The 14,341-nt window shown below is 73.8% G+C and carries 11 protein-coding genes; 7 read left to right on the plus strand and 4 right to left on the minus strand.

What is annotated here, in order from left to right:
• Positions 1-93: 93 nt before the first annotated feature.
• The 3 genes from ACWEVO_RS12605 to mraZ all read right to left on the minus strand — a co-directional run bounded on the left by ACWEVO_RS12605 (position 94) and on the right by mraZ (position 2,432).
• On the minus strand, positions 94-687 hold the full coding sequence (locus ACWEVO_RS12605; RefSeq protein ID WP_452307663.1) for a hypothetical protein: 594 nt from the start codon (positions 685-687) through the stop codon (positions 94-96).
• Complete coding sequence (gene rsmH, locus ACWEVO_RS12610) at positions 684-1,793, minus strand: 16S rRNA (cytosine(1402)-N(4))-methyltransferase RsmH (RefSeq protein ID WP_452307664.1); 1,110 nt, start codon at positions 1,791-1,793, stop codon at positions 684-686. Before rsmH ends, ACWEVO_RS12605 begins: the two co-directional genes overlap by 4 nt.
• Positions 1,794-2,000: 207 nt before the next feature.
• Positions 2,001-2,432, minus strand: coding sequence for a division/cell wall cluster transcriptional repressor MraZ (mraZ, locus tag ACWEVO_RS12615; RefSeq protein ID WP_452307665.1), 432 nt, complete (start codon positions 2,430-2,432; stop codon positions 2,001-2,003).
• Between the two features lie 355 nt (positions 2,433-2,787).
• Between mraZ and ACWEVO_RS12620 the strand changes: the two genes are divergently transcribed.
• From ACWEVO_RS12620 to ACWEVO_RS12635, 4 genes are read left to right on the plus strand one after another with little or no spacing between them, the layout of a single operon-like run.
• Entirely contained in the window at positions 2,788-4,035 is a 1,248-nt protein-coding gene (locus tag ACWEVO_RS12620) for a MurT ligase domain-containing protein (RefSeq protein ID WP_452307673.1), read from the plus strand.
• Positions 4,025-4,747 carry a type 1 glutamine amidotransferase gene (locus ACWEVO_RS12625; RefSeq protein WP_452307666.1) on the plus strand — a complete coding sequence of 241 codons (723 nt, stop codon included), beginning with the start codon at positions 4,025-4,027 and terminating at the stop codon, positions 4,745-4,747. Before ACWEVO_RS12620 ends, ACWEVO_RS12625 begins: the two co-directional genes overlap by 11 nt.
• Positions 4,744-5,460: a TVP38/TMEM64 family protein gene (locus ACWEVO_RS12630; protein ID WP_452307667.1), complete on the plus strand. Its 717-nt coding sequence runs from the start codon at positions 4,744-4,746 to the stop codon at positions 5,458-5,460. Before ACWEVO_RS12625 ends, ACWEVO_RS12630 begins: the two co-directional genes overlap by 4 nt.
• Position 5,461: 1 nt before the next feature.
• Positions 5,462-6,214 carry a phosphotransferase gene (locus ACWEVO_RS12635; protein WP_452307668.1) on the plus strand — a complete coding sequence of 251 codons (753 nt, stop codon included), beginning with the start codon at positions 5,462-5,464 and terminating at the stop codon, positions 6,212-6,214.
• Positions 6,215-6,461: 247 nt separating this feature from the next.
• On the opposite strand, the gene leuS is transcribed toward ACWEVO_RS12635, so the two are convergent.
• Entirely contained in the window at positions 6,462-9,299 is a 2,838-nt protein-coding gene (leuS, locus tag ACWEVO_RS12640) for a leucine--tRNA ligase (protein WP_452307669.1), read from the minus strand.
• A 391-nt stretch (positions 9,300-9,690) separates the two neighbouring features.
• Here leuS and ACWEVO_RS12645 point away from each other — a divergent pair, with 391 nt between their 5' ends.
• From ACWEVO_RS12645 to ACWEVO_RS12655, 3 genes are all read left to right on the plus strand, one after another.
• Complete coding sequence (locus tag ACWEVO_RS12645; protein WP_452307670.1) at positions 9,691-10,743, plus strand: AAA family ATPase; 1,053 nt, start codon at positions 9,691-9,693, stop codon at positions 10,741-10,743.
• A gap of 1 nt (position 10,744) precedes the next feature.
• Positions 10,745-12,043: a DUF58 domain-containing protein gene (locus ACWEVO_RS12650; RefSeq protein ID WP_452307671.1), complete on the plus strand. Its 1,299-nt coding sequence runs from the start codon at positions 10,745-10,747 to the stop codon at positions 12,041-12,043.
• A 16-nt stretch (positions 12,044-12,059) separates the two neighbouring features.
• On the plus strand, positions 12,060-14,341 hold a 2,282-nt coding region (locus tag ACWEVO_RS12655; RefSeq protein ID WP_452307672.1), incomplete at its 3' end, for a transglutaminase TgpA family protein.

The following is a 14,341-nucleotide window of genomic DNA, read 5'->3' on the forward strand; positions in this document are numbered from 1 at the left end:
GACGCCCGGCTCCCGGGGCTCGCCGCCCCGGGACGAGCCGCGCCGGGAGCCCGTGGCGTCCCGGCGCGGATCCTCCGATCTCGGCGGCATTGCTCAGCCCCCGTTGCCCTGCTGGCTGGTGATGGACGGCGCGCCCTCCGCCGGGTGCGGCACACCGATCGTCTTCCCGTCCGGCAGCCGGATGTACGCCGGGTCCTCGGACTCGACCAGGCCCAGCTTGCGGGCGTTGGCGGTGAGGTTGCCCGGGGCCTTCTGCTCGGCGATCTCCTTCTCCAGCTGCTGCTGGTCGACGTCGAGCTTGGCCTGCTGCTGCTGGAGCTTCTCCAGCTTGAACGCGTTCTCGTTGATCTTCGTGTTGACGGCCAGGATGCCGAGCACCCCGCCGACCACCAGCACCAGGATCAGGCCGACGAACGGGGCCCGCGGCACGCGGACCGGCGGCGGCGGGGCGACCCGCAGCCGCGGCGAGGCGGTGCCGCTGGTCCGGGTGCGCTCGGCCGGCCGCAGCGCGGCGCTGCCCTGGGTGGGAAACTCGCGCGCCCCCCGGGCGCGAGTCTCCTGCCGACGGTCGGGCCGGTCGGCCCCCGCCGTCGTGGTTCGCGTGCTGCGCTGCGCCGTGGTCCGGCCCCCCGACCGCGGTGCGCGCTGCCCGACGGCGTCCCGGCCGTCGCGCTTGTCGATGTTCATGTCCCCTCCCCCTCTTCGTCCGTCCCGTTCCCGTCCCCCGGAGCCGAACCCGGGTCCGGCACGGACCCCGGTGACCCCGTCCCCGGTTGGTGCATCGCCTTCACCCGGCGGCGGTACCGTTCGCGGTCGGTACGCCCCTGCCGGGTCGCCTCCGGGTCGAGCCGTTCCGCGGCCCGCAGCCGCACCGAGGCGGCGCGCGGATTGGCCGCGACCTCGGCCTCCCCGGGCAGCTCGGCACCCCGGCTGAGCAGCCGGAACGTCGGGCCCGACCCGGGCAGTTCGACCGGGAGGTCGATCGGGCCCTTGCTGCGGACCCGGTCGGCGAGCGCCTGCTTGGTGAGCCGGTCCTCCAGCGAGTGGTAGGACAGGACCACCATGCGGCCGCCCACGGTGAGCTGGTCCAGGGCGGCCGGCAGAGCCGTCTCCAGCGCTGCCAGTTCCCTGTTTACCTCGATCCGTAAAGCCTGAAACGTTCTCTTTGCCGGGTGTCCACCGGTTCGCCGGGCTGGTGCCGGAATGTTCTCTCGGACCAGTTCGGCCAGTCGCGCCGACGAGGTGATCCGGGCACGCTCCCGCTCCCGGATGATCGCCGAGGCGATCCGCCCCGCGAACTTCTCCTCGCCGTACACCCGCAGCACCCGGGCCAGCTCCGGGTGGGAGTAGGTGTTGACCACCTCCTCGGCGGTCACCCCCCGGGTCTGGTCCATCCGCATGTCCAGCGGCGCGTCCTGCGCGTACGCGAACCCGCGGTCGGGTGCGTCCAGTTGCAGGGACGAGACGCCGAGGTCGAACAGAATCCCGTCGATCGCCGGGTACCCGAGCCGGTCGAGCACGTCGGGCAGCTCGTCGTAGACGGCGTGCTCGAGGTGGATCCGGTCGGCGAACCGGGCCAGCCGGACCCGCGCGTGGGCGAGCGCCTCGGTGTCCCGGTCCAGGCCGATCAGCACCGTGTTCGGGTGCGCCTCGAGCACCGCCTCGGCGTGGCCGGCCAGGCCCAGCGTGGCGTCGACGTGGACGGTGCGTCCGGTCCGCCCCAGCGCGGGGGCGAGCAACTCGAGACACCGCTCGAGCAGCACCGGCACGTGCGTGCCGCGTAGCTCCCCCATGTCGACCCCCACTGGTTGAGACCCACTTCCGTCCATGCCGCGTCCGTTGTCGTCACGACGCCTCGTCATACCGCCAGATCCCCATCCGCTCCCGCCCGCCGGAGGCCGCGGCCCTCCGTATCGGATCGTGCGCCTGGCACCGGGGAAGGGGTGCCAGGAACTCGAAAGCGGCTGGAGATCTCGCAGTACGTCGGGCGCCGTCACGCCCTACAGACCGCCGGGCAGCACCCCCTCCTCGATGTCGGCGAAGTCGTCTTCGCTCTCCGCGAGGTAGGCCTCCCAGGCCCCCTTGTCCCAGATCTCCACCCGGGTGCTCGCGCCGATCACGACCAGATCCCGGTCGAGCGCGGCGTAGGACCTCAGGTGCGCGGGGATGGTGACCCGCCCCTGCCTGTCCGGGACCTCGTCGTGCGCGCTGGCGAAGAAGACCCGGCTGTAGGCCCGGGCCGCCTTGCTGGTCATCGGCTGCGCGCGCAACTGGTCGGCGATGCGCTGGAACTCGGGCATCGGGAAGACGTAGAGGCAGCGCTCCTGCCCTTTGGTGATCACGACACCCCCCGCCAGCTCATCCCGGAACTTCGCCGGCAGGATCAACCGGCCTTTGTCGTCCAGGCGCGGAGTGTGGGTGCCGAGGAACATCGGCCCAACCCCCTCGCCCTGAGCGGCGTTCGCGGCGCCGCTGACCCCCCGGGCCGGTGTGGCCCTCCCGGCCTCACCATCGCGCCCCACTCTACTCCACTTCCCTCCACCTGCAACCGGAAACGCCCGCGTGGCGCGGCGTTTCCGCGCGCAAAACAGCACGTCAAAGGGGGTGGGGCGGAGTGGAGGGCGACGGCGCGCCGTGCGGCCGGTCCGCTACCCGACATTGATCGACTCCGTCCGGCCGAGCGCCCGATGGCCGTCCGCCGGGCGTCCCCGGCCGAACGGATCGCCGTCGGCGGCGATCTGGCGGGTCCCGAGGTCCGGTAACCTCGCTCGCGTGACGGACGCGAAGATGCCCATGCGGGCAAAGGTGGCCAGCTCCGTGTCGCGGACCGCGGCGGCGCTGTCGCGGGCGGCGGGCCGTGGCGACGGCTCGGTCATCGGCGGCTGGATCGGTCTCAAGATCGACCCGGACCTGCTGGCCCATCTCTCGGCGGGTCGCGCCATCGCCCTGGTGTCCGGCACCAACGGCAAGACCACCACCACCCGGCTCACCACCGCCGCCGTCGGCGTGCTCGGCCGGGTGGCCACCAACTCCTTCGGCGCCAACATGCCCACCGGCCACACCTCCGCCCTGGCCAAGGCCGGCAGCACCCCGTACGCGGTGCTGGAGGTCGACGAGCACTACCTCGCGCAGGTGATCGAGGCCACCGACCCGCACGTGGTCGCGCTGCTCAACCTCTCCCGCGACCAGCTCGACCGGGCCAAGGAGGTCGCCATGATGGCGCAGCTCTGGCGCGCCGCGCTGGTCCGGCACCCGGACGTCCGGGTGGTGGCCAACGCCGACGACCCGATGGTGGTCTGGGCGGCCACCCCGCCGGCCGACCCGGCCCAGGGCCACTTCCCGCCGCACGTCACCTGGTTCAGCGCGGGCCAGCGCTGGCACGACGACTCCTGGGTCTGCCCGGAGTGCGGCTCCACCATCCAGCGCTCAGGCGACCAGTGGTGGTGCACCGGCTGCCCGCTGCGCCGCCCCGAACCGCAGTGGACCGTCGAGGACGACGGCGTGCTCGACCCGACCGGCGCCTGGCACAAGGTCCACCTCCAGCTCCCCGGCAAGGTCAACCTCGGCAACGCGGCCACCGCGCTCGCGGTCGCCGCCGAGTTCGGCGTACGGCCGGTCGACGCGGTCTCCCGGCTCGGCTCGGTCACCTCGGTCGCCGGCCGCTACGCGCAGGTCGACCGGGACGGGCGCAACATCCGGCTGCTGCTGGCGAAGAACCCGGCGAGCTGGCTGGAGGCCTTCGACATGGCCGATGTCGCCCCGACCCTGCTCTCCATCAACGCGCGGGACCCCGACGGGCTGGACACCTCCTGGCTCTTCGACGTCGACTTCGCGCCGCTGCGCGGCCGGCAGGTGCTGATCACCGGCGACCGGGCGTACGACCTGGCCGTCCGGCTCGACGTCAACGGCGTGCCGTTCCAGCACGTCCGGAGCTTCGACGAGGCGATCCGGGCGGTGCCACCCGGCCGCCTGGAGGTCATCGCCAACTACACCGCCTTCCAGGACATCCGAGCGGAGCTGGACCGTGTCAACTGAGAGCCTGCGCATCGTCTGGATCTACCCCGACCTGCTCTCCACCTACGGCGACCGCGGCAACGCGCTGATCCTGGCCCGCCGGGCCCAGCTGCGCGGCATGCCGGTCGAGGTGCTGGAGGTCCGCTCCGACCAGCGGTTGCCCGCCACGGCCGACATCTACCTCATCGGTGGCGGCGAGGACGGCCCGCAGGCGCTGGGCGCCCAGCGGCTGATCGCCGACGGCGGCCTGCACCGGGCGGTGGCCCAGGGCTCGGTGGTGTTCGGCGTCTGCGCCGGCTACCAGCTCCTCGGCACCTCGTTCTTCGCCAAGGGCACCAAGTGCACCGGGCTGGGGCTGCTGGACATCTCCTCCGACCGCGGCCCCACCCGGGCGGTCGGCGAGCTGGCCGGCGACATCGACGCGCGGCTGGGCATCCCCTACCTGACCGGGTTCGAGAACCACGGCGGGCGGACCCACCTCGGCTCCGACGTGTCCCCGCTGGCCCGGGTGACCACCGGTGTCGGCAACGACGGGGCGACCGAGGGCGCGTGGCGGGGCAAGCTGCTCGGCACCTACTCGCACGGCCCGGCGCTGGCCCGCAACCCCGCCCTGGCCGACCTGCTGCTGCGCTGGGCGACCGGCATCCACCAGCTCCCCGCCCTCGACGACACCTGGGCCGAGCGGCTCCGGTCCGAGCGCCGCGCCGCGGTGACCGCCGCCGCCCGACCGTGACCGGCGCCGCCGGACGGTGGCGACGACCCGGGTCGGGCCGCTTCGTCCGGCTGCTCCGGCAGCCGTCGGCGCGCCGGTTCGCGCTGCTGCTCCTGCTCCTCGGCGGGTTCGGGGTGGCCCTGCTGCTGGTGCCCCGGCCCGACCCGACGCAGCTGCCCCGGCTCGCCCATTCCCTCGGCGGTTACGCCCCGGTCGCCGCGGTCGCCGTCGGCGCGCTGCTGCTGGTGGCGCTGGTGCCGCGGACCTTCGTGACGCTGGCCGCGGGGGCGATCTTCGGGCCGCTGCCCGGCGCCGCGTACTCGCTGGGCGCGGCACTGCTCGCGGCGGCGCTGGGCTTCGCCGTCGGCCGCCTGCTGGGCCGGGAGTTCGTCGCCGAGCGGGTGCGGGGCCGGCTGGCCCGGCTGGACGGCTGGTTCGCCCGGCAGAGCGTGTTCGGCGTGATCACCGTACGGCTGCTGCCGATCGCCGGCTTCGGCCTGGTCAGCTACGGCTACGGCACCACCGGGGCGCGGGTGCTGCCGTTCCTGGCCGGCAGTGTGATCGCCGCCGCCCCGACGGCGTTCGGCTACGCCGCGATCGGCGCCGCGGTCAGCTCCCCCGGCGGCGTCAACTGGTACGCCGCCGCCCCGGCCAGCCTGGGGCTGATCGCCAGCCTGGTCATCATCCAGCGCTGGTGGCGGGCCGAGCGGCAGCGCCGGCTCGGCCCGAGCTGAGATGGCCCGCGCCGAGGAGCCGCTGCCCGGCGGGTTCATCGCCACGGTGGTCCGGGTCGGGGGCACCGTCCGCCGCACTCCCCCGGCGGAGAACGCGGACTTCGTCGCCCGGTTGCTGCGGCACCTGGCCGCGGCCGCGCCCGGCCTCGCGCCGGCGTACCTCGGGGTGGACGAGCGGGGCCGGCAGGTGCTCGCCCACGTCGAGGGGCGGGTGCCCTGGCGTGAGCGGGAGGATCCGTCCTTCTGCTCCGACGCCGCGCTGGCCGGCCTGGCCGGACTGATCCGCACCCTGCACGACGCCTGCGCCGGCGGCGAGCTGGCCGGCGGCGCGGAGACCGTCTGCCACCGCGACCTGTCGCCCAAGAACACGGTGTACCGGGACACGCCGGCGGGACCGCTGCCGGTCACCCTGCTGGACTGGGACCTGGCCGGGCCGGGCCGCCGGATCGAGGACCTGGCCTTCGCCGGCTGGCACTGGGCCACCCTCGGCGGCGACGCCGACCCGGCCGAGCTGGGCCGCCGCTGCCGGTTGCTCTGCGACGCCTACCAGGCCCCGCTGCCCCGGGGTGAGCTGCTCGACGTGATGCTCGACCAGATCGAGGGCACCTGGCGGGGCATCGACGCCGGGGCCGACCGGAACGACCCGGGCATGCGCCGGCTCCGCGCGGCCGGTGCGGTCGAGGCGGTACGCGGCTGGCAGGAATGGCTGCTCCGGCACCGCCCGGCGGTCGAGGCCGCCCTCGGCGGCCGCTGACGGTCCTCCGGCCGCCGCACGGATGCGGCTGACCGGCCGGACACCCCGAGGGCACCTACGAACTTGATGTCGCAGACGACTTGCCGGCGTGGGCTCGCGCGCTCCGGCGGCCGATTCATCCACGTCATCAAGTTCGTAGCCGGCGGCAGGTAGCCTGCCTGGCCCCGGGAACGGACCGCGCGACGAGGCACCAGCACGCCGCAGGCGCGCCCGAGCCCGGGACGCGCCTGCGGTGGAGTGGTGACGGTCAGGCGACGATCGAGACCATCCGGCCCGTCACGACGATGACTTTGCGGGGCTCCTTGCCGCCCAGCGAGCCGGCCACCGCCGCCAGCGCGGCCGACCGGACGTCGTCCTCGGACGCGTCGGCGGCCACCTCGACCCGGCCGCGCACCTTGCCGTTGACCTGCACCGGGTAGGTGACGGTCTCGGCGACCAGCAGCGCCGGGTCGGCGGTCGGGTAGTCGGCGTACGCCAGCGAGGTCTCGTGGCCCAGCTTGCGCCACAGCTCCTCGGCGATGTGCGGGGCGAACGGGGCCACCATCAGCACCAGCGGCTCGGCCACCTCGCGCGGGGTCCCGGGCAGCCGGGTCAGCGCGTTGGTCAGCTCGATCAGCTTGGCGATCGCGGTGTTGAACCGGATCCCCTCCATGTCGCCGCGGACCCCGTCGATGACCTTGTGCAGCAGCCGGCGGGTCGCGTCGTCGGCCGGCGCGTCGGTGACCCGCAGCGCGCCGGTCTGCTCGTCGACGATCGCCCGCCAGACCCGCTGCAGGAACCGGTACGAGCCGACCACCGCCCGGGTCTCCCAGGGCCGGGACACCTCCAGCGGGCCCATCGACATCTCGTACACCCGGAAGGTGTCCGCGCCGTACGCCGCGCACATCTCGTCCGGGGTGACGACGTTCTTCAGCGACTTGCCCATCTTGCCGTACTCGCGCGTCACCTCGGTCTCGCCGTGGAAGTACCGGCCGTCGACCTCGACGACCTCCTCGGCCGGCACGTAGGCGCCCCGGGGGTCGGTGAACGCGTACGCCTGGATCATGCCCTGGTTGAACAGCCGGTGGAACGGCTCGATGGACGAGACGTGGCCCAGGTCGTACAGCACCTTGTGCCAGAAGCGGGCGTACAGCAGGTGCAGCACGGCGTGCTCGGCGCCGCCGACGTACAGGTCGGTGCCCCCGGAGTCGCCGGCCGCGCGCGGCCCCATCCAGTAGGCCTCGTTCTCCGGTTCGGCGAACCGCTGCGTGTCGGTCGGGTCCAGGTAGCGCAGCTCGTACCAGCAGGAGCCGGCCCACTGCGGCATCACGTTGGTCTCCCGGGTGTAGCGCTTGGGCCCGTCACCCAGGTCCAGCTCCACCTCCACCCAGTCGCGCCGGCGGGACAGCGGGGTCTCCGGCGTGCTCTCGGCGTCCTCCGGGTCGAACGTCTTCGGCGAGAAGTCGTCCACCTCGGGCAGCTCGACCGGCAGCATCGACTCGGGCAGCGCGATCGGCGCGCCGGTCTCGTCGTACACGATCGGGAACGGCTCACCCCAGTAGCGCTGCCGGGAGAACAGCCAGTCGCGCAGCCGCCAGGTGACCGCACCGGCGCCCTGCCCGTTGGCCTCCAGCCAGGCGATGATCCGGGCCTTGGCGTCGGCCACCCCCAGGCCGTTCAGGTCCAGGCCGCGGTCGGGCGCGGCGCTGTTGATCGCCGGGCCGTCCCCGGTGTACGCCTTGCCGTCGAAGCCCGCCGGCGGCTGCACGGTCCGCACGATCGGCAGGTCGAAGACCTCGGCGAAGTCCCAGTCCCGCTCGTCCTGGGCGGGCACCGCCATGATCGCGCCGGTGCCGTAACCAGCCAGCACGTAGTCCGCGATGAAGATCGGGATGGGGCCGCCGGTGACCGGGTGGGTGGCGTACGCGCCGACGAAGACGCCGGTCTTCTTGGTCTCCGCCTGCCGCTCCACGTCCGTCTTGGCCGCGGCGGCCTTCCGGTACGCCTCGACGGCGGCCCGCGGGCTGGCGTGCCCGCCGGTCCAGGCGTCCTTCGTCCCCTCCGGCCAGGCGGCCGGCACCAGGACGTCGACCAGTTCGTGCTCCGGGGCCAGCACCAGGTAGGTGGCGCCGAAGACGGTGTCCGGCCGGGTCGTGAACACCCGCACCGGGGCCACCGCGGTCGGGAAGTCGATGTGCGCGCCGGTGGAGCGGCCGATCCAGTTGCGCTGCTGCAGCTTGATCGGCTCCGGCCAGTCCAGGGTGTCCAGGTCCTCCAGCAGCCGGTCCCCGTACGCGGTGATCCGCATCATCCACTGCTTCAGGTTCCGCTTGAAGACCGGGAAGTTGCCGCGCTCGGAGCGGCCGTCGGCGGTGACCTCCTCGTTGGCCACCACGGTGCCCAGCCCCGGGCACCAGTTGACCGGCGCCTCCGACACGTACGCCAGCCGTTGGTCGTCGACGACCTTCCGCCGCTCGCCCACGGTCAGCTCGGCCCACGGCCGGCCGTCCGGGGTGGGCCGGACGCCGCCCTCGAACTCGGCGATCAGCTCGGCGATCGGCCGGGCCTTCTTCGCGTCCGCGTCGTACCAGGAGTTGAAGATCTGCAGGAAGATCCACTGGGTCCAGCGGTAGAAGTCGGTGTCGATGGTGGCCACCGAGCGCCGCTCGTCGTGGGCCAGGCCCAGCCGGCGCAGCTGCGCCTTGAACCGCTCGATGTTCGCCTCGGTGGTGGTCCGCGGGTGGGTGCCGGTCTGCACCGCGTACTGCTCGGCGGGCAGGCCGAACGCGTCGAAGCCCATCGCGTGCAGCACGTTCCGCCCGGCCATCCGCTGGTAACGGGCGTAGCAGTCGGTGCCGATGTAGCCCAGCGGGTGGCCGACGTGCAGGCCCGCGCCGGAGGGGTACGGGAACATGTCCAGCACGTACAGCTTCTCGGCGCCCGCCCGGGGATGGTCCGGGTCGGCCAGCGGGCCGCTCGGGTTCGGCGCGTGGAAGGTGCCCTCCCGCTGCCAGGCGTCCTGCCAGCGGCGCTCGATCCCGTCGGCCAGAGCCGCGGTGTATCGGAACGGGGGGATGTCGGTCGCCGGTGCGGCTGCCTCACTCATGGCGTCTCCTCGGCGCGGTCATGTCGGATATGGGGAGGTCTGCTGCGGGCACAAAAAAGCCCCTCGCGCAGGAGGGGCCGCCGTGCTGTCGCGCGTTCAGCGCATCAGCACGGCTCGGTAAGAAGCAGGAAGACTCCGGCCATGCGGGCAGTGTACCCCGCCGGCTCAGCGGCCAGCTCGCCCGGACCACAGGTCGGGACGTTCCCCCGGTCCGGCGAATATTCCGGGCGTAACCGACCGACCGCCTGCGGGGGTCGGCGACAACGACAAACATGGTTAGCCTGAGAGGCCAATGAGATTTCTGCGGCAGACGAGGCTCGGCGTCGCGAACCCAACGGCGGGTCCAGGTGCTCTATACAGAGCTGCCGTCCAGGCGACGAGGAGGAGGCCCGTGACACAACAGACCTGGGACGAGGTGGGCGGTCTGCTGCCGCACGACGAGTTCCGCGCCGCCAGCGAGGCCATCGTGGCCAACATCGAGCAGGTCATCGAGGGCAAGACGGCCACCGTCCGGCTCGCCCTGGCCGTCCTGCTCGCCGAGGGTCACCTGCTGATCGAGGATGTGCCCGGCGTCGGCAAGACCAAACTCGCCAAGGCCCTCGCGCGCTCGATCGACTGCTCGGTCCGCCGCATCCAGTTCACCCCTGACCTGCTGCCCAGCGACGTCACCGGGGTCAGCGTCTACAACCAGGAGGCGCATGACTTCGAGTTCCGGCCGGGCGCGGTCTTCGCCAACCTGGTGGTCGGCGACGAGATCAACCGGGCCTCGCCGAAGACCCAGTCGGCGCTGCTGGAGTGCATGGAGGAGCGGCAGGTCACCGTCGACGGCGTGACCTACCAGCTGCAGACCCCGTTCATGGTGATCGCGACGCAGAACCCGATCGAGATGGAGGGGACGTACCCGCTGCCGGAGGCGCAGCGCGACCGGTTCACCGCCCGGATCGCGATGGGCTACCCGGACGCCGGCGCCGAGCTGGCCATGCTGGACGGGCACGGGGCCAACGACCCGCTGCACGAGCTGCGCCCGGTCTCCGACGCGGCCACCGTGCGCCGGCTCATCGGCCACGTCCGGCAGGTGCACGTCGCCGACGCGGTCAAGCAGTACGCGATCGACCTGGTCACCGCCACCCGTGAGGCGCCCGACCTGCGGCTCGGCGCGTCCCCGCGGGCCACCCTCCAGCTGCTGCGCACCGCCCGCGCGGTGGCCGCCCTCGAGGGCCGGGACTACGTCCTCCCGGACGACCTGCAGACGCTCGCGGTGCCGGTGCTGGCGCACCGGATCATCCCGACCGCCGACGCCCAGCTCGCCCGCCGCACCACCGACGCGATCGTCGCCGAGCTGGTGCACCGGCTGCCGCTGCCGCACGACCGCAAGCGCTCGCCGTACGACACCCGGCCGGCGCCGGGCAACGGCCGCGGGCCGTACGAACCCCGGAGGCCGTGAGGTGCGCGACGGGCTGCGCGGGCTGACCACCCGGGGCCGCTCCTTCCTGGCGGCCGCGGTCGCCGCCGCGATCTCCGCGGCGATCCTCGGCGAGAAGGACCTGCTGCGGGTGGCCGTCCTGCTCGCCATTCTCCCGCTGCTCGCGGCGGCCTACGTCGGGCGCAGCCGCTACAAGCTCGCCTGCAACCGGTCGCTCGAACCGCACCGGGTGCCGGTCGGCGCCAGTTCCCGGGTGGTGCTGCGGCTGCAGAACCTGTCCCGCCTGCCCACCGGCACCCTGCTGCTGGAGGACCGGCTGCCGTACGCGCTGGGCAGTCGGCCGCGGGTGGTGCTGGAGCGGCTCGGCGCGCATCAGGCCAGCTCGGTGGCGTACACCGTCCGGGCCGACGTGCGCGGGCGGTACGAGGTGGGACCGCTGGTGATCCGGCTGACCGACCCGTTCGGCCTGTGCGAGCTCAGCCGGGCCTTCCCCAGCACGGACCACCTCACGGTGATCCCGCAGGTCACCCCGTTGCCCTCGGTCCGCCTCCCCGGGGAGTACGCGGGCAGCGGCGACAGCCGGGCCCGCTCGGTGGCGGTGCACGGCGAGGACGACGCCGCCACCCGGGAGTACCGGATGGGCGACGACCTGCGCCGGGTGCACTGGAAGTCGACCGCCCGCACCGGGGAGCTGATGGTGCGCCGGGAGGAGCAGCCCTGGGAGAGCCGGGCCACGGTCCTGCTGGACACCCGGGCGTTCGGCCACCGGGGCGACGGCCCGACGGCGAGCTTCGAGTGGGCGGTCTCGGCCGCCGCGAGCATCGCCGTGCACCTGCGGCAGGCCGGATACAAGCTGCGCCTGGTCACCGGCGACGGCACCGACGTGGACGCCACCGAGGCGGGCGGTGAGGGCGTCCTCCTCGACCACCTCGCCCAGGTGCACCTGGACAAGCGCGGTGGGATCACCTCCCTGGTGCAGCAGGTCCGGCAGCGGGCCGACGGCGGGCTGATCATCGCGCTGTTCGGCGCGCTGAGCACCGCCGAGGCCGAACTGCTCGCCGGCCTGCGCGGCAACGGCGCCACCTGCGTGGGCTTCCTGCTCGACAGCACCACCTGGCTCAACCTCCCGCCCAAGGCTCGCGCCGAGGCGGAGCGCGCGCACGGCGCCGCCGCGCTCGCGCTGCTGCAGAGCGGTTGGCGGGTGATCGGGGTGGAGCACGGCAACCGGCTGCCGGTGCTCTGGCCGCAGGCGGCCCGCGGCTCGCAGGGCTTCGCGTTGCGGGCGGCCCTGGCCGAGACGGTCGCCGGAGGCATGCGATGACCCGGAGGGTGGACCCGTGAGCGCGCACCGCAACCTCGGTTTCGTCGCCGCGGCGGCGACCCTGCTGGCCGCGGCGCCGCTGTCGGCGATCTTCCAGCGCTGGACGTGGCTGGTCGAGGCGGCCATCGTGGTCGCGGTGGTGGCCGCCGCCGCGGCGCTGAGCCGGCTGGCCCGCGCTCCCCTGTGGGGGCAGATCCTCGCCATGCTGGTCGGCCTCACGCTCGGCCTGACCTGGATCTTCCCGAGCGGCAGCGAGCTGCTGGCGTTCGTCCCGACCCCCGGGACCTTCGCCCACTTCGCCGAGCTGGCCGGCGACTCCGTGCCGGACATGCGCTCGTACGGGGTGAAGGTCCCCGACGTCGACTCGCTGCTCTTCCTCACCGTGCTCGGCATCGGTGCCGTGGCCATGGTGGTGGACGTGCTCGCCGTCGGGCTGCGCCGCCCGGCCCTGGCCGGCCTGCCCATGCTGGCGATCTACTCGGTGCCGGTGGCGGTCTACGTGGACAGCGTCCCGGCCACCCCGTTCGTGGTGGGCGCCGCCGGTTACCTGTGGCTGCTGGTCACCGACAACGTCGACCGGGTACGCCGGTTCGGCCGCCGGTTCACCGGCGAGGGCCGGGACGTGGACGTCTGGGAGGCGTCGCCGCTGGCCGCCGCCGGCCGGCGGCTGGCCGTGGTCGGGGTGGCCCTCGCCGTGGCGGTGCCGCTGGCCGTGCCCGGGATGACCGGCGGGCTGATGAACACGGTCGCCAACGGCGCCGGCGACGGCACCGGGCGGCCGGGGCAGGGCGGCAGCCCGGGCCGGATCGACCTGTTCGCCGCGCTCAGCGGCCAGCTCAACCAGTCCGAGGTGACCGAGCTGGTCAAGGTGACCACCGACGAGCCGGCCCCGTTCTACCTGCGGTTCGGGGTGGCCGACGAGCTGCGCCCGGACGGTTTCCGGGTCCGCGTCCCCAGCGGGCGGTCGGTCACCCGCAACCTGCCCGACCCGACGCAGCGCGACACCCGGGGCGTCGACCAGCAGCGGCACCACGCCACCGTCGAGGTGACCAAGAACCTCAACATGCCGCTGCTGCCGGTCTACGCCGAGCCGGTGAAGACCGAGGACCTCAACGGCAGCTGGTTCTACGACCCGAACCTGCAGATCATCTTCTCCAACCGGGAGAACTCCCGGGGCAAGCGCTACGCGTTCGACTACATCCGCTCGACCTACAGCCCGTCGGTGCTGCGCGCGGCGCCGTCGCTGCGCGCCGACGACCCGGTGCTGCGCGGCCAGACCGTCACGCCGTCGGTGCAGGCGGTCGACAAGCTGGTGGCCCGGCTCGTCAAGGGCCGGCAGAACGACTACGACAAGGTCCGGGCGATCTACGACTACTTCTCCGTGGAGAACGGCTTCACGTACTCGCTCTCCACCCGGGGCGGCACCAGCGGGGACGACATCACCGACTTCCTCGCCACCAAGGTGGGCTTCTGCCAGCAGTACGCGGCGGCGATGGCCTGGCTGGTCCGGGCCGCCGGCATCCCGGCCCGGGTGGCGTTCGGCTTCACCAACGGCAGCAACTCCGACGGCGACACCTACGTGCTGACCAACCGGAACCTGCACGCGTGGACGGAGGTCTACTTCGGCGGGATCGGCTGGGTGCCGTTCGACGCCACCCCGGCGGCGGCCGTGGTGGGCTCGGTCCAGTCCGCCTGGGCGCCGGACACCAACGCCCCCGAGGAGTCGCCGTCGGTGCCCGGGGTGGACCCCAGCGGGGCGCCCCTCGACCCGTCGCCCGGCGCGAACGCGCGGGACCCCCACGAGAAGGACCCCGACCAGGGCCTGAGCGTCGGCGCCAACGGCCCGGACCAGCAGTCGCCGGTCTGGCCGTGGTGGCTCGGCGGGGTGCTGGCGCTGCTGGTGCTGCTCGCCGTCCCCGCGGTACGCCGGTCGGCGCTGCGCCGGCGCCGGCGGGCCCGGGCGCTCACGCCGGCGGCCACCGTGCTCAGCGCGGTGCCCGGTCCGCGCGGCGGCACCCGGGAGGTCACCGTCGGGGCGGACGCCGAGCGGGCCCGCGCCGACGCCCACGCGGCCTGGGACGAACTGCTCGACACGCTGGTGGACTATCAGGTACGCGTCGACCCGACGGAGACCCCCCGGGCGACCGCCGAGCGGCTGGCCCGGGAGAGCCTCGCCGAGGACACCGGCGCGGTGACCGGGGCGCGGCTGCTCGGCCGGGCCGAGGAACGGGCCCGGTACGCCCGGGACCCGCTCACCGGTGAGGCGCTGCACCCGGCCCTGCGGTCGGTACGCGCCGC

The organism is Micromonospora sp. NPDC003776, from assembly GCF_053605645.1.